A 20,357-nucleotide genomic window follows, 5' to 3' on the forward strand; every position below is an offset into this window, starting at 1 on the left:
TCCTTATGCGCGCAGAGCTTTAACGAGATATTCAGCGGTGGCGGATGTGCGCTTATGCGAAGGCAAAGCGCGCAACTGCTCCACAACTTTATTGATTTCTTCGCCGCGAGCACCCACAGCAATAGCGAGCGCGTTCATCTGTAAATTCATATGACCAGCTTGAATTCCCGGTCCTGCCAGAGCGCGCAGCGCCGACAAATTCTGTACGAGACCCAGTGCCGCCAGCACGTTCTTAAACTCATCAACCGTCGTGCAACCGCAGACTCGTCGCGCAATTTTCGCCACAGGCAACGAGCTAGCCGCTCCACCCACAATACCCACTTGCAAAGGTATTTCTATGCGCCCGCACAGATTCCCCTTTTCGTTAACCTGCCACGTCGATAGCGGTTTATACGTGCCGTTCTTAGCAGCATAGGCATGAGCACTAGATTCTACAGCCCGCCAATCATTTCCAGAAGCCACAACAGCCGCGGAAATCCCATTCATAATTCCTTTATTATGCGTGACTGCGCGCTGCAGATCGACTGCTGCTAAATCGGAAAGACGCGCTATGCGCTGTATTAACTGTTCTGGGTCACTACCTCGCACAGCCACAGACTCAGGGCTCAGCTCTACTTCAGCTGTTGTAACGCTTGCCTGACCGCTATTCGTTAAAATAGCCACCAGTGCTGAAGCTCCTAACCACTGCGATAGCGCATTTTTTAAGGCTTCAGCAATAGTGTTCACTGCATTAGCTCCCATAGCATCGCACGGATTAACCGTGAGTATAAAACGGGTGAAGCTACCTACTGAGTCAACTTCTATACTTTCCAAACCGCCACCGCGCGCATGCATACTTGGTAACGCAGTACGCGCAATATCCTGAATCTGCGTTCCACGTGAAACAAGAATGCTCTGTGCTTTTTCTACGCTGACATTGCTAGCTTCGAAAACAATCTCACCAATAACGCGGTGTGGTTCAGACTGTGCGTTAATTGAACCGCAGCGAGCTGCCATATGCGCTCCATGTGAGGCAGCAGCCACAACCGAGGCTTCTTCTACCACCATAGGAACTGTGTATGATTTACCATTCACCACTAATCCGCGTATCACGGAAAATGGCAGAGCATATTGCGAGACTTGATTTTCAATCAAATGTGCGGCTACATCCACAGGTAAAACGCCAGCTTCGTTCACACGCCTGAGTTCGGCAGCATCGTCAACGCTTATTTCTCCAGCAGCTTCGAGAACCTCTAGGCGCTCTCGAGCAGTTAAATCATAAAATTTTCGAGAGCTACCCATCGCTTCTCCTTGCACTCTCATGCTGACGTAGCTAATACTTAAGCTACATCCACTTGCATAGCAACACCAATGCCGCCACCTACGCACAAAGCAGCCACGCCTTTATGCTTCTTACGCGCACGCAGAGCATAAATCAAAGTGGTTAAAATACGCGCTCCCGAGCATCCCAGCGGATGTCCTAAAGCAATCGCACCACCGTTCACATTTAACTTGGAGCTATCGAGCTGCAATTGTTGTGCCACAGCCAAAGATTGAGCGGCAAAAGCTTCATTCACTTCTACTAAGTCCATCTCATTGAGCTGAGAGGAGGTGGACTTCATCAGCTTTTCAATCACATGCTTAGGAGCGTATCCCATAAAATCAGGGTCAATACCGCCCTCGCAATATCCGCGAATTTCTGCTAAATACTCAATGCCGCGAGCTAAAGCGTCATCTTTTCTCATCAAAATCAAAGCGCAAGCGCCGTCATTAATACCGCTCGCATTGCCAGCAGTTACGCTACCATCATCCAAGAAAACGCTAGGAAGATGTGCAAGTTTTTCTAAGGAGGTATCGCTTCGCGGACTTTCATCGCGATCAATAACAATATCTCCACGTCGGGTATGCACTGTAACAGGCACAACTTCTGCGTCAAAAGCACCACTATTCCAAGCTTTCACGGCTTTCTCATGCGATGTTAAAGCAAAAGCGTCTTGCTGTTCGCGCGTAATATTAAAACGTTCAGCAACATTCTCTGCTGTAACGCCCATCGCTTCCCCAGTAAAAGCATCCGAAAGACCATCGCGGAAAATAGCGTCAACCATTTCCGTATTTCCGTAGCGGAAGCCATCACGCAGTTTTGGCAAATAATGAGGAGCGTTACTCATGGATTCTGTTCCGCCCACAAGCACAATATCGGCATCTCCCATAACTAAAGCTGCTTGACCTACGCGCACAGCTTTAAGACCAGAACCGCATACTTCATTAATGGTCATAGCCGTGGAATGAGTGGTCATGCCAGATTTCAAAGCAATTTGACGCGCTACATTCTGACCCGAATTCGCCTGTAGCACGTTTCCAAAAATAGCTTGATCCACGCTGTTAGGACTTAACCCAGCGCGTTCAATCGCAGCTCGTGCAGCAATAGTGCCGAGTTCTACCGAGTTTAAAGAAGCTAATGCTCCGGAGAACTTGCCAATGGGCGTGCGCGCTGCACTAACAATAACTACATCTACCATAACGAAGATTATTCTAGGGAGATAAAAGAGATTTCTTATATAAGACACACAAATTTGTGCACATCTTCCACAAATTGCGGGGTGTTGGGGCGGAGTTGGAAGGTGATGGCTGGGGTGAGGGCTGTTAATGTCCAGCACTAGCAATGTCCACGCGCGTTCAACTTACACGCCCTGTTAAATCCGAAGATCTCTTGCTCTCTCGCGTTCTGCTTAACCGATTCATACATCTGTTATACCAGTTTTGCTGCGAAAAAACGGCTTCAAAAGTGGCATATCGGTTGCGCGTATCGACTTCACTCATAAAGTAAACACATTCACCCGCCCTCCCCAAAAATACCCGCTCAGTCCCAAGAGTCCGATGAGCATCCCCACAACAATCAACACAATATGCATCTTTTGTGAAAATTCTGCAAATTTCTCTTACGATACTTGACAGAATTACCTACCTTAGAAAGGTTGACCTCATTAGAGGAGTTAAAAATAAAGGAGAATTCTGTGTCCGCAACACAGCAGTCAACTCATTCCCGGTCGAATATCAAGCATCCATATCTTGTGATGTCATCGCTGTATGCCGCTGCTTTTGCTGGCATGTATAGCGAAACAGCAATGAATGTGATCTTGCCTTCTGTCGGCGCTGATTTTCATGTTTCGACGGCTCTCACCCAGTGGCTCGTGGTGGGATACATGCTTATTATTGGCTTAGTTTTGCCATTTTCGTCGATTTTATTGAAACACTTCCGCGTCAAAACCCTCACTTTCGCTTCTTTAGGCGCGTTTGCTGTGGGTGCAATTATTAGTGCAGTTGCTCCAACTTTCGCAATTGTTTTGGCAGGACGTGCTATTCAGGGCATTGGCTTAGGCCTTGCTCTGCCTATGACTTTCTCCCTCCTCCTCGAAATTTTCCCTCCTCATAAGCTTGGCGCAGCTATGGGCATGACCACTTTGGTTATTATGATTGCTCCAGTTATTGGACCTGCACTCGCCGGTATTATTGCTGGAAGTCTTGGTTGGCGCTTTGTATTCTGGTCAATCGTACTGATTGCGCTTATTGGCTTTGTGTGCGCTGCTCGATTCTTGGTTAATGTTTATGAGCTCACCAAACCATCGGTTGACATTGTATCTATTGTTTTGTCTGTGCTTGGCTTTGGCGGTATTGTGCTTGGCGCTGGTATGGCAAGCGAGTTCGGATGGGGTTCTCTTACTGTTTTGTGCGCTCTGATTATTGGCGTTCTTGCTTTGGCATGGTACGTGCAGCGCCAGCTAACAGCAAAATCTTCAGTATTGAATTTGCACGCTTTTGGCTACCGCGATTTTGCTTTGGGCGCTGTTTTGGTCATGATTAACTTTGGCATCATGCTGGTCACGATGTTCCTGTTACCTCAGTTCTTCCAAAATTCTGCTGCTTTAGCTGTATCTTTAGCAGGCGTAGTTATGCTTCCTGGTGGCGCAATTAACGCTATTGTGGGCACTTTCTCGGGTCGTTTTTACAATAAGATTGGCGCGCGCATGCCAGCAGTTATTGGTTTTGCGCTGAGCACGGTGGGCATTCTGCTACTTATTTCCCAGACCTTAACAGCTCATCCAAGCGTTGCGCTGATTATTGTGGATCATATTCTTATTATGATTGGCATTCCTTTGGCAATGACTCCTATGCAAACCTATGCTTTAAGCGCTTTACCTCGCGAGCTCAACCCTGACGGTTCTACAATTATGAACACTTTACAGCAGGTTGTGGGAGCTATTTTTACTGCGATTGCCACGTCTTTGCTTATGTCTGGTCAGGCTGCGTATACCGGCAATGACTCTGCTGCTCGCTTTAGCGAGGGTACGCGCTGGGGATTACTTATGGCATTAGCACTGACAGTATGCGGCTTAGCAGGCGCTTTCTTCATTCGTTCTGCTCATAAAGAAACACAGAACAGCACTGCAGACAGCGAGGATTCTCATGCCACGCCTTTAATTCACTCTTTGATGAAAACAAATGTTTACACTATTGCGGAAACTGATACGGCTATGGATGCTATTCGCACGCTTACGCAGCACGGCATTTCGGGCGCTCCTGTTGTGAATGCTCAAGGTAGCGTGATTGGTTTTGTGTCTGATGGAGATATTTTGTGTTTGATTGCCGATCAAGTGCCAGAATTTACTACCTTCTACAATGCAGTGATGGAAAATAATGCGGCAAACTTTACTGACCGCGTGCGCGAAAACATGACTCGTCCTGTGTCTGAATTCGCTCATAACAAGGTAATTTCTGTCGATGTAAATGATTCCATGGCTCATATTTGCGAGGTTATGGTATCGCAACATCTCAAAAAAGTTCCAGTTGTGGATTCGGCTCACGGTAATCGCATGGTTGGCATCTTAAACCGTTCTGATGTTTTAAGCTACGTCGTTGAGCACTTCTAAAAACAACGGAAAATAAAAAGTCCCGTCACCGCGCAAGCAGTGGCGAGACTTTTCCCTTTTTATCCCCTTTAGCTCAAATCGTTCTCAATAATCACCTTCAAGGTATGGTTTTCTTCAGCGTTCTTAAATACCTTATAGGCTTCATCAATCTCGGAAAGCTTAAAGTGATGCGTAATCAACTTAGTGGCATCAATCTTGCCGCTCTTCAAAACTTCAAGAAGCATATCTGTTGTATTAGCGTTCACTAAACCAGTATTCAAAGTAATATTCTTAATCCACAGATCTTGCAGGTTAAAATCAACTGGCTTTCCATGAACGCCTACGTTAGCAATATGTCCACCAACAGCCACAACGTTCTGGCAAATATCGAAAGTTGCAGGATATCCTACACACTCGAAAACAATATCTACGCCGCGACCGTCTGTAAGCTCCAAAACCTTATCGCGCACTTCTTCGGTTGTTGTAGACACAATAGTGTCCGTAGCTCCGAAGCCCTTAGAAGCTTCCAAACGAGACTCAGATAAATCAACCATAATAATGCGGCTCGGCGAGAAGAACTGAACAGTCAGCAGTGCTGCCAAACCAATCGGACCTGCACCCACGATGCAGACGGTATCGCCTGGCTTTACATGCGAAGGCAGAACGCCAATTTCGTAGGATGTTGGCAAAATATCGGAAAGCATAACCAAAGCTTCATCGTCAACAGATTCAGGTGCGTGATACAAGCTACCGTCAGCATGAGGAATATGAATATATTCAGCCTGAGTACCTTCAATCAAATGACCTAAAATCCAACCGCCATCTTCGCAGTGGCTTGGCAACTGGTGCTTGCAGTAGTAGCAGGTGTTGCACGCTGTTACGCAAGACACAATAACCTTGTCTCCCACCTTGAAATTACTCACAGCATCGCCAACTTCTTCCACAATACCAATTGCTTCGTGCCCCAATGTTGTGCCTGGCTTACAAGCTGGAACGTCTCCGCCCAAAATATGTAAATCAGTGCCACAAATCGTGCTCTTAACCATGCGAACAACTGCGTCTGTTGGCTTGACTACATGTGGCTTTTCTTTCTCAGTTAATTCGAGAACGCCAGCGGATACGTAAGTTGCTGCTTTCATGAGGTTGCTCCTTTGCTACCTATCACATGCACGCCCACCGCGTGCACTTTCATTATTGTAACTCGATTTTTGTTCTATAGAAGTCGAAACGCACTGGACGCATTGTTTATTTGAACAAAGCGGGAGTGGGGGAATCGTAATAGTGGGAAATCATAATAGTGAGAGCGGTTGGGGCAATAGTGGGTAATCGCAATATCGGTGGGCAGCAAAACCTGAGCAATGTCAAGATTGACGGCTAATTTTGAAGCATGCTTGATATTCAATTTATTCGCGAACACGCTGACATTGTTAAGGAATCTCAGCGTAAGCGCGGCGAATCTGTGGAGCTGGTTGACGAAACTTTGCGCGCTGACCAGGAACGTCGCGATAGTTTGAAGGCTTTTGAAGACGCTCGTGCCCAGCAGAAAGCTATGGGCAAGAAAGTTGCTAGCGCTCCAAACGAGGAGAAAGCAGCTTTAATTGCCCAGACTAAGGAATTAGCTGCTCAGGTAGCTCAGTTCAAGGATGCCGCAGATAAGGCTACCGCAACGTATACAGACTTAATGTGGAAGTTCTCCAACGTTGTGGAAGATGATGCTCCTGCTGGTGGCGAAGATGATTACGTTGTTGTGCAAGAGATTGGCACACCGCGTGATTTTAGCGCTGAAGGTTTTGAACCAAAGAACCACCTTGATTTGGGCGTGGGCGTTGCCGGCATTGATATGACGCGCGGCGCTAAGGTGTCCGGCTCTCGCTTCTACTTCCTGCGCGGAGCTATTGCCCGCATGGAGTTAGCTATGCTGACTATGGCAGTGGATCAGGCTGAGAATAACGGCTTCATTATGACCACTACTCCAACCTTGGTGCGCCCAGAGATTATGGCAGGCACAGGCTTTTTGAATGCGCACGCCGATGAAATTTATCGTTTGCGCGAACCTGACGATTCCTATTTGGTAGGTACATCTGAGGTTGCTTTGGCGGGTATGCACGCTGATGAGATTATTGACTTGTCAAATGGACCTTTGCGCTATGCAGGTTGGTCGAGCTGCTACCGTCGCGAAGCTGGCTCTGCCGGCAAGGATACGATGGGCATTATTCGCGTACACCAATTCAATAAAGTGGAAATGTTCACATATGTGAAGCAGGAAGATTCTCAAGCTGAGCATAAGCGATTGCTGGCTATGGAACAGGAAATGCTTGGAAAGGTGGAAGTACCTTACCGCATTATTGACACTGCTGCTGGCGATTTGGGATCCTCCGCTGCCCGCAAGTTTGATTGCGAAGCTTGGGTGCCAACACAGGGGCGCTATCGTGAGCTTACTTCCACGTCGAATTGTACGGAATATCAGGCTCGACGACTCAATATTCGAGAGCGCGTGGATGAAGGCGGCACTCGCCCAGTGGCTACACTGAACGGAACTTTGGCTACAACACGTTGGCTGGTGGCTATTTTAGAGAATCATCAGAACGCTGACGGTTCTATTAACGTGCCAACTGCTATGCGCCCATATATGGGCGGCAAGGAAGTAATTGAGCCAACCAGTTGGGAAGCATAACCCACCGTTTTCTATATTTAATCTCATTTTTGAGGTTTGACTGTGCATTTATGAGACGCATAGTCAAACCTCAATTTGCATTCTGAAGCAAATGCGCCTATAGTACATTGAGTTGCTGTGATTCGGGAATGGACGTACGAGCCTCCTGCGTCACTTCGGACAGTTGGCCGAGCGGTCGAAGGCACTTGTCTTGAAAACAAGCGTACGAAAGTACCGGGGGTTCAAATCCCTCACTGTCCGCCATGTCATGTGTCAAGACATTGTTCCGGTGTTTTGACACATTTTGTTTTTACTTCATAAGCGAAGTCGATACGCGCAACCGATATGCCAGTTTTGATGCCATTTTTCCGCATCAAAACTGGCATATCAGGTGTATTAATCAGTTAAGTGAAATTTTCGCCTATAGCCCGTAATACGGATATCACTGCAGTATCAGCCTATTCCAGTCACAACAAACCAGCACGATTGCCAGTTCTTTAGAATGTGGTGGTGTGGGAGTGTTCTTATTGTCGGCTCTTCGGTTGGTTGGCTGATAGTGCTGTAGGGATGCGAACAAGCACGCACGATGAACTCCCCTCGCCACACACCACCCCCAACAACCCCAACTTTATGAAACAGTTGTGTAATTCTGAGAAAAACGCCACACAACATATTTTTCCTGATATGAATAAGATTATGACTATGAGTTGGGGAACATTTGCTACCGTAGCAGCAATCATCGTATTAGCTGTTCTTATTGTGTTGGGTATTATTGCCAGCATTCGTAAAGAACGCAGACAGCAAGAGTTAGCGCAGACCGTCGAGCGCCTAAGCGACGATCACATTACTTACGCTTTTATTATTAATCCATCCAAACCCGAAGCTGAACGAACCCGCTTGTATATTAAGGATTATTGCTCCATTCATGGCATCGAAAATCCTCTGTTCATAGACACTCAACTCGATAAAGACGGTCGCGCGTGCGCAGAAGAAGCACTGAGTATGGGTGCAGATGTAGTTATTGCTGTGGGCGGCGATGGAACCGTGCGCACTGTAGCAAGCGCTATGGCTTACTCCACTCACGCTTTTGGTATTATTCCTATTGGCACAGGCAATCTTTTTGCACGCAATATGGGCATTCCTGTAGACAATATTGAGGTCGCTCTGTCTGTAGCAACATCGCATGGCAGCCGTCGCGTAGATATGGGACGTATGAGCCTACTTGATTCTGCTGAACCTGAACATGAGCATGGTTTCTTGGTTATTGCCGGCGCAGGTTTCGATGCGAATATGATTAACGACACCAACCCTGAACTCAAAGCAAATATTAGTTGGTTCGCGTATTTTGTTGCTGCTTTTAAGCATTTATTTGGTAAGAAAAGCCGCGGAACGATTTTAATCCGTACGGCTTCGGGTGCTCAGCACACGGTTGATAACGTGCAGTTCCGCACGATTATGGCGGGAAACTGTGGCAATATTCCTGGTTTTACTCTTATGCCTGACGCTCAGTTTGATGATGGCATTTTAGACATCGAAACGATTGATACGCGATCGGGCATCCTCGGCTGGATGAGCTTGCTGTGGGATGTTATCCACAAAACAGTAACGCGCAGTTCTAAGCAATCTCCTTTTGCTACACACGCAACAGTACGTCAATATCAAGGTATTAGCGCGGAAGTCATTCTCAATAAACCTGTTTTAGCTGAAGTAGACGGCGATATCTTAAGTCAGTCAAATCATTTCCTCTTTACTGTAGATCGTAAAGCGTTACTTGTGCGTGCTCCTCAACTAGGCTCATCAGCAGAAGTAACGGGAAGCCTGCCGCCTGTGCAAAAATAAACAAGATACATGTGCATTTAATCGCCATAGCCTTGTAAATCATAGGCTTATGAGTACCTCTTGTGGCACAATAGAGGCATGGTAGCTAAAAATGCAGGCATGCTTGCCACACAAGAAGATTTAATCGATGTTGATGCTCTTATTGGAGCATATTACGATGAGGTTCCAGATCCATCTGTTGCCTCAGAACGTGTGATTTTCGGTACGTCCGGACACCGCGGTTCTGCTCTGAAGCGCACGTTTAACGAAGCTCATATCGTAGCAATTTCGCAGGCAATCGCCGAGTACCGTAAGAGCGCAAACATTACTGGACCTCTCTATATTGGTCGCGATACGCACGCGTTGAGCCTCCCAGCGTGGAAAACGTCTATCGAGGTACTCATCGCTAACGGCGTGCGTGTGCGCGTCGATTCGCGCGACGACTACACCCCTACCCCAACGGTTTCGCAGGCGATTCTTACGCATAACCGCGCGGCCGACGGTACACAGCGCTTTAGCGGCACCGATATTGCCGACGGTATCGTGGTTACGCCGTCTCACAACCCTCCAACTGATGGGGGTTTTAAGTACGATCCAACCACCGGCGGCCCTGCTTCGGCTGAGATTACCACAGCTATTGCGGACCGCGCGAACGAACTGCTCACTGATTGGAAGAGCGTTAAGCGCGTCCCGTTTGAGCAGGCGATTAAGTCCGATCTCATTGAGCGTTTTGATTTCCGCGCTCACTACGTTGAGGATTTAAAGAACGTTATTGATTTTGAGGCGATTAAGTCCTCGGGCGTGCGCTTGGGTATCGATCCGCTCGGCGGCGCTTCGGTAAATTATTGGCCGCTGATTAACGAAATATACGGCACAAATATTGGCGTGATTAATCCAGACGTAGACCCTCGCTGGTCGTTTATGACGCTTGATCATGACGGAAAGATTCGCATGGATCCAAGCTCACCTTACGCTATGAAGGGCTTGCTCGACCGCTTGAACGCGGGCGCGTGGGATAAGTACGATTTGGTGGGCGGCACCGATCCGGATGCCGACCGTCACGGTATTGTGTGCCCAGGAACCGGCGTTATGAATCCTAATCACTATATTGCCGTGTGCGTGGAATACTTGTTCGGCGGCAACCGTCCGGGTTGGCCAGCAACTGCAGGCGTGGGTAAGACTTTGGTGTCCTCCAGCCTTATCGACCGTGTAGTGGAGTCCATTAACGCGAAGCTCGTGGAAGTTCCTGTAGGCTTTAAGTGGTTCGTAGACCCTCTGTTTAGCGGAGAAGTTGGCTTCGGCGGCGAAGAATCCTCTGGTATGAGCTTCTTGCGCATGGATGGTCGCGTATGGACCACCGATAAGGACGGTTTAATTCCAGACCTCCTCGCTGCAGAAATTACTGCGAAAACCGGCAAGACTCCTGCACAGCTTCATGAAGCTCAGGTAAACCGTTTTGGCGAAAGCTGGTACACCCGCGTTGATACTCCAACAACCTTGGAAGAAAAACAGAAGTTTGCAAGCCTGACTGCTGATTCCGTATCTGCTACAACTATGGCAGGCGAAGAAATTACGGCTAAGATGACTACTGCTCCAGGAAATGGCGCTGCTATCGGCGGTTTGAAGGTAACAACTGATAACGCTTGGTTTGCTGCTCGTCCTTCTGGAACAGAAAATATCTACAAGGTATATGCTGAGTCCTTCACTTCTCCTGAACACTTGGAGAAGGTTGTTTCTGAAGCAACCGCAGTAGTAAACGGCGCATTAGCAGACTAAACAACGCACAGGTACTTCATGACCATTGATTTCACTGTCACAGTATCAACAGACGGTAGTGCTCTCGATAATCCCCATGGTCCTATGGGATGGGGTTGGGTAGAGCACACCGAAAAGAATCCTACGGGCGCTCCTGCCAGCGAATCTGGTCGCGCTTATGATTGCGGTGGTGCTTCTAACGGCACTAATCAGATTGGCGAGCTTTGCGCAGTATTGCAATGCTTGCGCGATCATCGAGGAGATTATCCGCTGATTATTGAAACAGATAGTCAGTACGCCATTAACTGCTCCACCACATGGATTCACAGCTGGAAAAAGAACGGCTGGAAAAATTCTAAGAAAGAGCCAGTCAAAAATGCTGAAATAATTAAGGCAATTTATGCAGAGCTGAATGCTCGTTCCGGCTCGGTCGAGTTTGTGTGGGTTAAAGGTCATGCTGGTAATACGTACAACGAGAAAGTTGATGATTTAGCCCGCGGCTTTGCTGAAAGAGCAGGTAAACATCTGATAGACGGATACTTGCCTGAAGAAGGCTGGACTGTGTTGAAAAACGGTCCATATGCAGAAGGTTTGATTCTGCCTAAATCCTCGAAAGCGGAAGAGACTGTGCCAGCCGCACAGCCAACACCGATTGATCAGCCCTTATTCCCCGAGAATAACGCTACCCTGACTGAGGAGCTGATTACTCGTTTGAATCAGGCAACTGAACGTTTTGACCTTGCAGCACAACGCCTACAGTTGGCCAGCGAGCATATGGATCAAGCCGTGGCTAAGCTGGATGAAGCTATCCGCCGTTTCGATGACGTAAGTTGGAAAAATAATCATCAAGACACTCTGTTCTAAGTGAACACGTAGACTGTTAAGAAAAGAATTAAAGGAGATACTATGGCAACTCAGGATGAACTGAAGAAGGCTGCGGGAATTAAGGCCGCTCAGCTAGTAGAAGATGGCATGATTGTGGGCTTGGGAACTGGCTCAACTGTGCGTTTCTTCGTAGATGAGCTCGGTCGCCGCGTACAAGAAGAAGGCTTAAAGTTCACCGGCGTCACCACATCTGTGCGCACTAAGGAACAGGCTGAAGGCTACGGCATTACTATTGTTGATGTAGATGATGTAGACCGCATTGACGTTACTGTAGACGGCGCTGATGAAGTAGATGACCGTTTCGACGGTATTAAGGGTGGTGGAGCTGCACTGCTCTGGGAAAAGATTGTGGCAACAAATTCCAATAAGATCGTGTGGATTGTGGACGAGTCCAAGGTTGTATCCACTATTGGTAAGTTCCCACTTCCTGTGGAAGTTATTCCTTTCGGCGCTGGTCATGTTGTGAAACTATTCGAAAAGAAGGGCTACAAACCAGTATTGCGCTTAGACGCTGATGGTGAACCAGTGCGCACTGACGAAAAGAACTTCGTTGTTGATTTGCACATGGAACGCATTGACAATCCTCAGGAGCTTGCTGAAGATTTGATTCACACCGTTGGAGTAGTAGAACACGGTTTGTTCTTGAACATGGTAGATACCGTGATTGTAGGTGACGAGAACGGTCCTCGTATTTTAACGAATCCTAATAAGTAGAACATGCAATAAAGGCAGGCAGGTCGAGTGACCTGCCTCCTTTGCGTTTAGCCTTTCTTGCGTGGCGTGTAAATCTCGTGATTAATCACGTCTGCAAAACGATCAATAATCACCGAACGCTTTGTTTTTAAGCTGGCTGTGAGCATACCGTTTTCCTGGGTAAAAACGCTTGGAATAATGCAGAATTTACGAATTGATTCTGCGCGGGAGACCTGCAAATTCGCCTTATCCACCGCTTTTTGCACTTCAGCATGAATAATCGGATTATTTACAGCCTCGTCTAGGGAAGGCACGGTTTGCGCACCCTGAGATTCAAGCCATGCATTTGTATCAGCTAAGTCCAACGTAATGAGAGCAGCAATAAATGGCTTCTTATCGCCAATCACCACACAATGTCCCACAACAGGCGATGTCATAACCGATGACTCTAATAATCCTGGAGATACATTCTTACCTCCAGCAGTAATAATCAAATCTTTCTTGCGGCCTGTAATCTTTAAGAAGCCATCATCATCAATATCTCCCACATCGCCGGTATACAGCCAACCATCAATAATCTGACTGTCGGTAAGCTCAGCGTGGTTATGGTATCCGCGGCATACGCTCTCACTTTTAATGCATAGCTCGCCATCGTCGGCAATACCAATAGTCATGCCCTCCATAGGCAAGCCAACCGTACCAATCTTATAGCCAGACGTTGGATTCACGCATACAGGAGCGCAGGTTTCTGTCATGCCATAACCTTCAAGCAGAGGAAGTCCTACACCGTTAAAGAAATGCGCAATCGAGGGATCGAGCGGAGCGCCACCAGACACAGCAAACTGAACTTTTCCGCCGAAAACTTCCATAATCTTGGAATAAATAATCTTCGAATACAGAGCAAACTGCACACGCTTCACCATGCTCAGTTTACGACCATCTTGCTGCGCCACAGACCATTCGCAGGCAATACCTGCTGCACGGTTAAACAAACGTCCAGCGTATCCTCGACCTGCTTTCTGAGAAGCTGCGTTATATACTTTCTCGAAAACACGAGGAACTGCCAAAATAAATGTTGGCTTGAAACTCTGAAAATCAGCAATAATAGTTTTCAGATTATGCGATAAACCCAAAACCGTATCAGAACCAATGCAGAAGTACTGCATATAGCGGGCAAAAACGTGGGCAAGCGGCAAGAAGAGCAGCAAACGAGCGCCGCCTTCAGGGAAGCACAGATCGGTCATGGATTGCGTACCTGAATACGTAACATATACAAAGTTGCGGTGCGTCAGCTCAATACCTTTAGGAGTGCCAGTCGAGCCAGACGTATAAACAATCGTTGCTAAGGTATCGCCGTGCACAGCGTCTACGCGAGCGCGGAACTGATCATCACTAACAGCCTTACCGTAAGCAGTCAGCAGTTCAATAACATTGTTATCGCTATCGAGGGTAAAAATTTCGCGAACTAGGGGCAGGTCGGCTCGTACAGCGTCAACTTTTTCGCGCTGTTCATTATTTTCTGCAAAGAAAATACGGATTTGAGAGTCCAAGCCAATTTCGCGAACTTGCAGAGCCGAATCCGTCTCATACACAGGAACAGTCACAGCGCCAATACTCATAATGGCAAGGTCAAGAACAGTCCATTCCCAGCGTGTGCGTGAAATAATACCTACTGAATCGCCAATCTGAATGCCTTGGTTCATCAAACCCTTCGCCACTGCACACACGAGGTCATAGAATTCCTGTGCGGTAAAATGCCCCCACTGACCCTGAGCTGTTTTGTATTCAATAAGAGGTTGGTCTGCCGCACGCTGCACACGATGCTGAAGAATGGACAAAATATTTTCATCTGCATGAATAGGCGTACGTAAAGGGCGAGTATATTCTTTGAGCATGGCATTCCTTAAAGCTGTTTTATATTAAAGCTGCTTATTTACATCTGAAACCATTGTAGGTCACAGCACCTATGAAGGGCGAGGGAACAGCTCGTATATCTTTATTGAGGATGCGAAGTTACTCTATGCACATAAAGCAAAAGGAGCATGACCTCTTTTGGCCTGCTCCTTTTACATTTAAAAATAAGACTACTTACGCTGGTGGCGAGTCTTACGCAGCAATTTGCGGTGCTTCTTCTTACTCATCCGCTTGCGACGCTTCTTGATGACCGAACCCATCAGAGCCTCCTCTAGTTAATTGACAACTTTCCCAATAGTACTACGGCTTGACGACTGAGAGAGTATTTTTGACCATTTTTCGCAAAAATACACTTTTTATACACGCTTTATGAGTCCTGCTACCCTGACTTGCTCAAGCTTTAATACGGGAAGTTTGCAAAGAAATTATTCACTGCATTTTTAGAACCAACAGCATACATAACTGCTGTTTCGTTATGCCACACCACAACTGAATTTTTCTTATTATCTGGGGCTGGATGAATTTCGTATGTGCCAGTTTCATTACCGCCCACATTCACTTTTCCCGTGGCAGTTGCCTCGGAGTTCAGATTGTGAATAAGCGAATCGTACTGCTCTTTAGCATACTGAGAAGCCGTCCACTGCCCTACAGTAAGTTGAATATCCGCAGAACTATCTCCCGTCATATACGTCACCTCATATTCTTCAACAGGTTCCGCGGACTGCCATACAGTAGTACTTTTTACTTCACCGCGCGCATATGAACCCACAGTATCTGGCAAAATCTTTTCCAAATCTGTAGCGTTGCTAGGAAGAGCTACTGGATCAACAGCTACAACTTCTTCCTGACCGGTTGCCACAGCAGCGCTATTAGTTGCAGTTTTACGCGCCCAACCTGGCCATACAAAAGCAGTAACAAGCAGAGCCGCAATCACAGCAAAAATAACAGTAAGAACCATAGCGCGCTTACGATGCGATTTTTTATGCTGTTCAATAGCTTCCTCAGCCTGTTCTTGAGCCTGTTCATCTACAGGAGCACTGGCAAGCTCAACATCGGCTTTTTCACGGTTTTCATTATTCTCAGTCATGCTTTTATTCTTGCATAAATTTCGGACTGAAAAAATGTTAGGTCTTGGGACTTAGCGGGTTTTTGGTTGGGGTAGGCTCATTTCATCTGGTTATTATTGCAACGTTTAGGGATTTGAATGATGCGTGAAACGTGACTTGGTATAGTACTCCATGATTCACGCATGAGCGAGAATTGAGGACAATTTTCACGCACTTGAGAACACACAACCTACATAACCCCGTTAAAATCGCAAGAGTCAAAAAATGTTAGGTCTTGTAGATATTTTTCGATAAAATGAAAATCAACCGAATTTTCTTTCAGTGAAAAAGGAGTGACCATGTTTCCATATAGTCGAGCTGAACTCAAACAGCAAGCAAAAGCCTCGTTAGCTGGTAAATGGGGTAAAGTTGTAGGACTTTATATTGTTTTCTGCATTGTAACTCTCATCTTAAGCTTTAGTGAAATCGGCAGCATAGTGAGCGCTTCCATATCTGCAGCCCAAGGAGATGTTTACTCTGCTGTAACTACTTTGATGGCTGTTGGTGCCCCGCTCTCCTTCATTACCTCTGTGCTTGTTTCCCTAGTTTCCGTTTCCCTTACTCTGTCTTTCCTGCACTTCTTCGATAGGCAAGATCAGAGCATCGGCAAAGAACTGATTGAACCTTTTGTACGCGGTAAAGTTCTGGGAACCTTTATAAACTGGTTACTTAATACGATTTTTGTAGCATTATGGAGTTTGTTGTTCTTTATTCCTGGAATTGTGAAGAGCTATTCCTACGCGATGAGCTATTACATTGCTGAAGATTGGGGCAACCAGGGCTATTCCGTGAAGGGAACTGAAGCTATTAATGCATCGAAGGAAATGATGCGCGGACACAAGTGGGAACTTTTTGTGCTTGATTTGTCCTTTATCGGTTGGTACATCTTGGTTATGATTACAGGCGGATTAGCAAGCCTATTTGTGCAACCTTATCTTTTGACTACGCGCGCCGCTTTTTACCGTAACTTATTGCAGCGTCAGTCAGCAGCAAACGTAGCTTATGCTCCACAAGGTGGCGCACCAGCTCCAGGTCAGGGCTATCCTTCTCAGACATATCCTGCTCAGCAGGAATGCCCAGGTCAGGCATATCCAGCACAGGCTACCCCAACTCAGGCTGCACCAACCCATCCCGAGCAAACAGCACAGAACTTCGCACACCCAGAAGTTCCTACGCAATCAGACGAACCTTACCATGGCTAAGCTTTAAAGCATAACGTCATATACTTCATTGGGAGGGCATCAGAGAAATCTGGAGCCCTCTTTACTTTCCTTGTCTGCGCACAAAAATAGTGTGGAGCTATGGCTAAGTCTTCTACTCAATTTGTCTGCTCAGAATGCGGATGGAATGGTGCAAAATGGTTCGGTCGCTGCCCAAATTGCGGCGAGTGGGGAACCATCGATGAATTCCATGAAGCACGTGTAACACGAGGTGCAAGTAAAACGAGCCGCTCCACTCCCGTTGTGGCTGCCAGCGTAGGAGATTTATTACGTGCAACAACCGATGAATCAGTAAAACAGTCGGCACGCGTCTCTACAGGTTTTAGCGAATACGATCGCGTGCTCGGAGGCGGCGTAGTGCCTGGAGCGGTTATTTTAATGGCCGGCGAGCCAGGCATTGGAAAATCTACTCTTTTGCTCGAAACAGCAGGTCATATTGCTGCTCAACAGTCAGCCATCAATCCTGAGGCAAAGGTTCTCTATATTTCTGGCGAGGAATCTCTTGCTCAGATTCAGATGCGAGCATCGCGTATTGGCGCTGTTCATGATGCTTTACTTATGGCATCGACCACCGACCTCGATTCGGTTGTATCTCTTATTTATCAAGAGAAGCCTGTTCTTGCTGTGGTCGATTCGGCTCAAACGATTCATTCACAGGCAGTTGATGGTATTCCTGGGGGATCTACCCAGGTGCGTGAAGTAGCCACTGCTCTTATTGACGTAGCTAAGGCGAACGATATTGCTGTGCTCCTTGTGGGACACGTCACCAAAGATGGCTCTATTGCTGGACCGCGCACTCTGGAGCATTTAGTTGATGCAGTCTGCCAGTTTGAAGGCGATACGCAAACCGCTTTGCGCTTACTACGTTCCGTTAAAAACCGTTTCGGCCCGACCGATGAGGTTGGTTGCTTCGATATGAGTGGCGAAGGAATTGAGGAAGTATCTGATCCTAGCGGATTATTCCTCAGTGATAGCGAAGAGACTCCTGCTGGAACATGCGTGAGTTTTACGGTGGATGGTCATCGCAGTCTTGCTATCGAAGTGCAAGCACTCACCACTCAATCCGTTCTTCCCACTCCTCGCCGCGCCACCAATGGTGTAGATACCAATCGTTTAGCTATGTTGGTGGCGGTTTTATACCGTCATGCGCGCGTGAATTTGCTCGGCCAAGATCTCTACGTCTCCACAATTGCTGGCGGTTCAGCGAAAGAACCATCCTGCGATGTGGCTATTGCAGCTGCTTTGGTCAGCGCTATGACGAATAAGCCTATTGCACGCACAACTGCAGCCATAGGAGAAATCTCTTTAACGGGTCAAGTACGCCCTGTTCCGCGTTTAACTCATCGCATACGAGAAGCCGCACGGCTTGGTTTTACGCGCATTCTTGTGCCACGTTTACGCTCGGGAGCGAAGAAAGAACAGTTTGACGGCGTTACGATTATTGAAGTCGCTACTGTTGGCGATGTTGTGCGCGAGCTTGGTTTACTCGATAAATAATTTTACTGATTTTCTTCTTTAACAGTAATTTTAATTGGCTCGGATTTCATCGTATTATCGGCAATATTGACCATTTCGGCTGTATATTCGCCCGCCGCCACATGACGAGCGCTTTGCCCTTCATTCATGCATCCATGACCGCTGCCGTTAATAGTTGCGCGCCCGTTTATCGAGTTATCTACTGCCACATTCGATACAACAGCATTCCACGATGATTTTTTCTGATACGTATCGTTTTGCCCCAGTAAAATTACAGCGGGATCAGCTTCGCAAGCGTCGCTGCGCCATACTTGCACACCCTCAGCATTCGTCATGGTAATAACCATAGATGCATCCGAAACGTTAAGAATGCAATCTGTAGAACCTGTATGAGTAAAATCTTTCGCAAAATTAACAGTTCCGTTTGTTGTTATTTCTGTTGGATCAGCAGTAAGTTTAACGGCAACATTTTGCGTTGTGCAGTCAGGGATACCTGAATCTTTAGCTCTGTCCGAGCGGAAAACACCTTCAGTACTATTTTGTTGCTCTTTATTTGATTTTTTTGTGCTGGACGTAGACGTATTGCTGCGAGCAGTAGATACTTTGTTCGTATCGCGAGCAAAAAAGGCAGCGTATACTCCCCATCCGCCCCCGATAATCAGAGCAAAAAGAACAGCCAGAGCTACTGCGCGGCGAATAATATACTTACGCTCGGTTTTGCGTCTTTTTATTGGTAATCCAGCCATGATTGTTAGTCTACCTTATTCATTTTTACGGTAAAGCAAGCGAATGATCATCGTGCATAACAATAAGACCATCTTCATCTAAACTAGCAATGCATAAATCTAATTGCACGGAATCTTCCCAGACTTTTGCAACGCTCTCATAATCAAGATGATGCTTCGGTGCAGTACGCAATGCTTTTAAAATAAGACCGCGCACATGACGGTTCGTTCCCACAAAACTTTGTTTTGGCCTGGTTCTTTTCTCCCCTAAGCGTGGCCATCCAGCAGCAGCAAACGCACAGCTAGAACGCAACGGACAATCATCACAGCTCGGTTTTTTCGCGGTACAGATAGCAGCACCCAGCTCCATCACTGCCTGATTCCATACGACTGACTGTTCTCTATCAGATGGCAGCATCTGTGTAGCAGTTTTTCTCTCAGCAGCGCTAACGCTACCTCCGAAAGATTCTTCGCCCACCACCGCCCGCGACAGCACGCGGCGAATATTCGTATCAATCACAGGAATGCGTTCATGGTAAGAGAACGACAGCACAGCACTAGCGGTGTAATCACCAATGCCCGGCAACGTGACCAACTGCTCATACGTGCTCGGCACAGTGCCGCCGTGCTCCGTCACAATCGCTTGCGCGCATTCTCTCAAACGCAAAGCACGGCGCGGATACCCTAAAGTTCCCCACGCAGTAATCACTTCCGCAGCAGAAGCCGCCGCTAGATCTGCGGGAGTTGTCCACAATTCCATCCAGTTCAACCAATAAGGCAATACGCGCGTCATGGGAGTTTGCTGACTCATCACTTCCGAAAGCAGCACTCCCCACGCATCTGTTTTGCCAAAACGCCACGGAAAATCGCGAGCACTCTCCTGCCACCATGAAGCAAGAGGCTCATACATATTCTGCGCTTGTTGTGTTCTCTGGTCTGTCATCGTTACTATTGTCGTGCATATGACGAACGAGCAGAACACAAGCGGCAACGCTTCTACAAAGGCCGCACAAAATCCGAAGACCAGCGAGTCCACAAGTAACTTCACGCGCAAGTCTACGAGCGAGCCTATGAGCGAGTCCGCAACCACCACCGCGAGCCACTCCGCGCGCAACTCCGTCTCGCACGATGCCACAAAGATTGCAGCCGCCGTGAACGAGTCTAAAAACGCCATAAACTCCGCCGCCGCACGCACGGAACACTCGGAAGAATTCGCCGCACGCAAG

Annotated in this window: 16 protein-coding genes and 1 tRNA gene; 9 read left to right on the forward strand and 8 right to left on the reverse strand. The window is 47.3% G+C overall.

Annotated elements, in window-relative coordinates:
• Window positions 1-3: 3 nt before the first annotated feature.
• Entirely contained in the window at window positions 4-1,281 is a 1,278-nt protein-coding gene (locus G464_RS08725) for a hydroxymethylglutaryl-CoA reductase, degradative (RefSeq protein ID WP_022856740.1), read from the reverse strand.
• Window positions 1,282-1,319: 38 nt separating this feature from the next.
• Window positions 1,320-2,498: an acetyl-CoA C-acetyltransferase gene (locus tag G464_RS0103410; protein ID WP_022856741.1), complete on the reverse strand. Its 1,179-nt coding sequence runs from the start codon at window positions 2,496-2,498 to the stop codon at window positions 1,320-1,322.
• Window positions 2,499-2,993: 495 nt separating this feature from the next.
• Here G464_RS0103410 and G464_RS08730 point away from each other — a divergent pair, with 495 nt between their 5' ends.
• Window positions 2,994-4,907 carry a DHA2 family efflux MFS transporter permease subunit gene (locus G464_RS08730; RefSeq protein WP_022856742.1) on the forward strand — a complete coding sequence of 638 codons (1,914 nt, stop codon included), beginning with the start codon at window positions 2,994-2,996 and terminating at the stop codon, window positions 4,905-4,907.
• A gap of 68 nt (window positions 4,908-4,975) precedes the next feature.
• Here G464_RS08730 and G464_RS0103420 read toward each other — a convergent pair whose 3' ends face one another.
• On the reverse strand, window positions 4,976-6,025 hold the full coding sequence (locus tag G464_RS0103420) for a zinc-dependent alcohol dehydrogenase family protein (protein WP_021617716.1): 1,050 nt from the start codon (window positions 6,023-6,025) through the stop codon (window positions 4,976-4,978).
• A gap of 248 nt (window positions 6,026-6,273) precedes the next feature.
• On the opposite strand from G464_RS0103420, the gene serS reads away from it, so the two are divergent.
• The 6 genes from serS to rpiA all read left to right on the forward strand — a co-directional run bounded on the left by serS (window position 6,274) and on the right by rpiA (window position 12,711).
• Window positions 6,274-7,560: a serine--tRNA ligase gene (gene serS / locus G464_RS0103425; protein WP_022856743.1), complete on the forward strand. Its 1,287-nt coding sequence runs from the start codon at window positions 6,274-6,276 to the stop codon at window positions 7,558-7,560.
• A gap of 157 nt (window positions 7,561-7,717) precedes the next feature.
• Window positions 7,718-7,803, forward strand: a tRNA-Ser gene (locus G464_RS0103430).
• Window positions 7,804-8,241: 438 nt separating this feature from the next.
• Window positions 8,242-9,378 carry a diacylglycerol/lipid kinase family protein gene (locus tag G464_RS0103435; protein WP_026472580.1) on the forward strand — a complete coding sequence of 379 codons (1,137 nt, stop codon included), beginning with the start codon at window positions 8,242-8,244 and terminating at the stop codon, window positions 9,376-9,378.
• Between the two features lie 78 nt (window positions 9,379-9,456).
• Complete coding sequence (pgm, locus tag G464_RS0103440) at window positions 9,457-11,133, forward strand: phosphoglucomutase (alpha-D-glucose-1,6-bisphosphate-dependent) (protein ID WP_022856744.1); 1,677 nt, start codon at window positions 9,457-9,459, stop codon at window positions 11,131-11,133.
• Window positions 11,134-11,151: 18 nt separating this feature from the next.
• A complete protein-coding gene (locus G464_RS08735; RefSeq protein ID WP_022856745.1) occupies window positions 11,152-11,976 on the forward strand; it encodes a ribonuclease H family protein in 825 nt (274 codons plus the stop codon).
• 42 nt (window positions 11,977-12,018) lie between these two features.
• Window positions 12,019-12,711: a ribose-5-phosphate isomerase RpiA gene (gene rpiA / locus G464_RS0103450; protein ID WP_021617711.1), complete on the forward strand. Its 693-nt coding sequence runs from the start codon at window positions 12,019-12,021 to the stop codon at window positions 12,709-12,711.
• 47 nt (window positions 12,712-12,758) lie between these two features.
• Here rpiA and G464_RS0103455 read toward each other — a convergent pair whose 3' ends face one another.
• The 3 genes from G464_RS0103455 to G464_RS0103465 form a co-directional block, all read right to left on the reverse strand.
• Window positions 12,759-14,585, reverse strand: coding sequence for an AMP-dependent synthetase/ligase (locus tag G464_RS0103455; RefSeq protein ID WP_022856746.1), 1,827 nt, complete (start codon window positions 14,583-14,585; stop codon window positions 12,759-12,761).
• A gap of 189 nt (window positions 14,586-14,774) precedes the next feature.
• Complete coding sequence (locus tag G464_RS09920; protein ID WP_004268639.1) at window positions 14,775-14,864, reverse strand: 30S ribosomal protein bS22; 90 nt, start codon at window positions 14,862-14,864, stop codon at window positions 14,775-14,777.
• A gap of 140 nt (window positions 14,865-15,004) precedes the next feature.
• Window positions 15,005-15,691, reverse strand: a complete 687-nt coding sequence (locus tag G464_RS0103465) for a hypothetical protein (protein ID WP_022856748.1) — start codon at window positions 15,689-15,691, stop codon at window positions 15,005-15,007.
• 318 nt (window positions 15,692-16,009) lie between these two features.
• On the opposite strand from G464_RS0103465, the gene G464_RS08740 reads away from it, so the two are divergent.
• Window positions 16,010-16,912: a DUF975 family protein gene (locus tag G464_RS08740; RefSeq protein ID WP_022856749.1), complete on the forward strand. Its 903-nt coding sequence runs from the start codon at window positions 16,010-16,012 to the stop codon at window positions 16,910-16,912.
• A gap of 99 nt (window positions 16,913-17,011) precedes the next feature.
• On the forward strand, window positions 17,012-18,427 hold the full coding sequence (radA, locus tag G464_RS0103475; RefSeq protein WP_022856750.1) for a DNA repair protein RadA: 1,416 nt from the start codon (window positions 17,012-17,014) through the stop codon (window positions 18,425-18,427).
• A gap of 2 nt (window positions 18,428-18,429) precedes the next feature.
• On the opposite strand, the gene G464_RS0103480 is transcribed toward radA, so the two are convergent.
• Together G464_RS0103480 and G464_RS0103485 are read right to left on the reverse strand one after the other, a co-directional pair.
• Entirely contained in the window at window positions 18,430-19,152 is a 723-nt protein-coding gene (locus tag G464_RS0103480) for a hypothetical protein (protein WP_021617706.1), read from the reverse strand.
• Between the two features lie 25 nt (window positions 19,153-19,177).
• A complete protein-coding gene (locus G464_RS0103485; protein ID WP_026472583.1) occupies window positions 19,178-20,074 on the reverse strand; it encodes an HhH-GPD family protein in 897 nt (298 codons plus the stop codon).
• Window positions 20,075-20,357 lie beyond the last annotated feature (283 nt).

The organism is Alloscardovia omnicolens DSM 21503 (assembly GCF_000420505.1).
Classification (GTDB): Bacteria; Actinomycetota; Actinomycetes; order Actinomycetales; family Bifidobacteriaceae; genus Alloscardovia; species Alloscardovia omnicolens.

What these genes read in the sequence shown, in the direction of transcription:
- G464_RS0103485 (WP_026472583.1), bottom strand. Translation starts at nt 20,074, where the DNA reads ATGACAGACCAGAGAACACAACAAGCGCAGAATATGTATGAGCCTCTT.
- G464_RS0103420 (WP_021617716.1), bottom strand. Translation starts at nt 6,025, where the DNA reads ATGAAAGCAGCAACTTACGTATCCGCTGGCGTTCTCGAATTAACTGAG.
- G464_RS0103435 (WP_026472580.1), top strand. Translation starts at nt 8,242, where the DNA reads ATGAGTTGGGGAACATTTGCTACCGTAGCAGCAATCATCGTATTAGCT.
- G464_RS08725 (WP_022856740.1), bottom strand. Translation starts at nt 1,281, where the DNA reads ATGGGTAGCTCTCGAAAATTTTATGATTTAACTGCTCGAGAGCGCCTA.
- radA (WP_022856750.1), top strand. Translation starts at nt 17,012, where the DNA reads ATGGCTAAGTCTTCTACTCAATTTGTCTGCTCAGAATGCGGATGGAAT.
- pgm (WP_022856744.1), top strand. Translation starts at nt 9,457, where the DNA reads ATGGTAGCTAAAAATGCAGGCATGCTTGCCACACAAGAAGATTTAATC.
- G464_RS08735 (WP_022856745.1), top strand. Translation starts at nt 11,152, where the DNA reads ATGACCATTGATTTCACTGTCACAGTATCAACAGACGGTAGTGCTCTC.
- G464_RS0103410 (WP_022856741.1), bottom strand. Translation starts at nt 2,498, where the DNA reads ATGGTAGATGTAGTTATTGTTAGTGCAGCGCGCACGCCCATTGGCAAG.
- G464_RS09920 (WP_004268639.1), bottom strand. Translation starts at nt 14,864, where the DNA reads ATGGGTTCGGTCATCAAGAAGCGTCGCAAGCGGATGAGTAAGAAGAAG.
- rpiA (WP_021617711.1), top strand. Translation starts at nt 12,019, where the DNA reads ATGGCAACTCAGGATGAACTGAAGAAGGCTGCGGGAATTAAGGCCGCT.
- G464_RS0103455 (WP_022856746.1), bottom strand. Translation starts at nt 14,585, where the DNA reads ATGCTCAAAGAATATACTCGCCCTTTACGTACGCCTATTCATGCAGAT.
- serS (WP_022856743.1), top strand. Translation starts at nt 6,274, where the DNA reads ATGCTTGATATTCAATTTATTCGCGAACACGCTGACATTGTTAAGGAA.
- G464_RS0103480 (WP_021617706.1), bottom strand. Translation starts at nt 19,152, where the DNA reads ATGGCTGGATTACCAATAAAAAGACGCAAAACCGAGCGTAAGTATATT.
- G464_RS08740 (WP_022856749.1), top strand. Translation starts at nt 16,010, where the DNA reads ATGTTTCCATATAGTCGAGCTGAACTCAAACAGCAAGCAAAAGCCTCG.
- G464_RS0103465 (WP_022856748.1), bottom strand. Translation starts at nt 15,691, where the DNA reads ATGACTGAGAATAATGAAAACCGTGAAAAAGCCGATGTTGAGCTTGCC.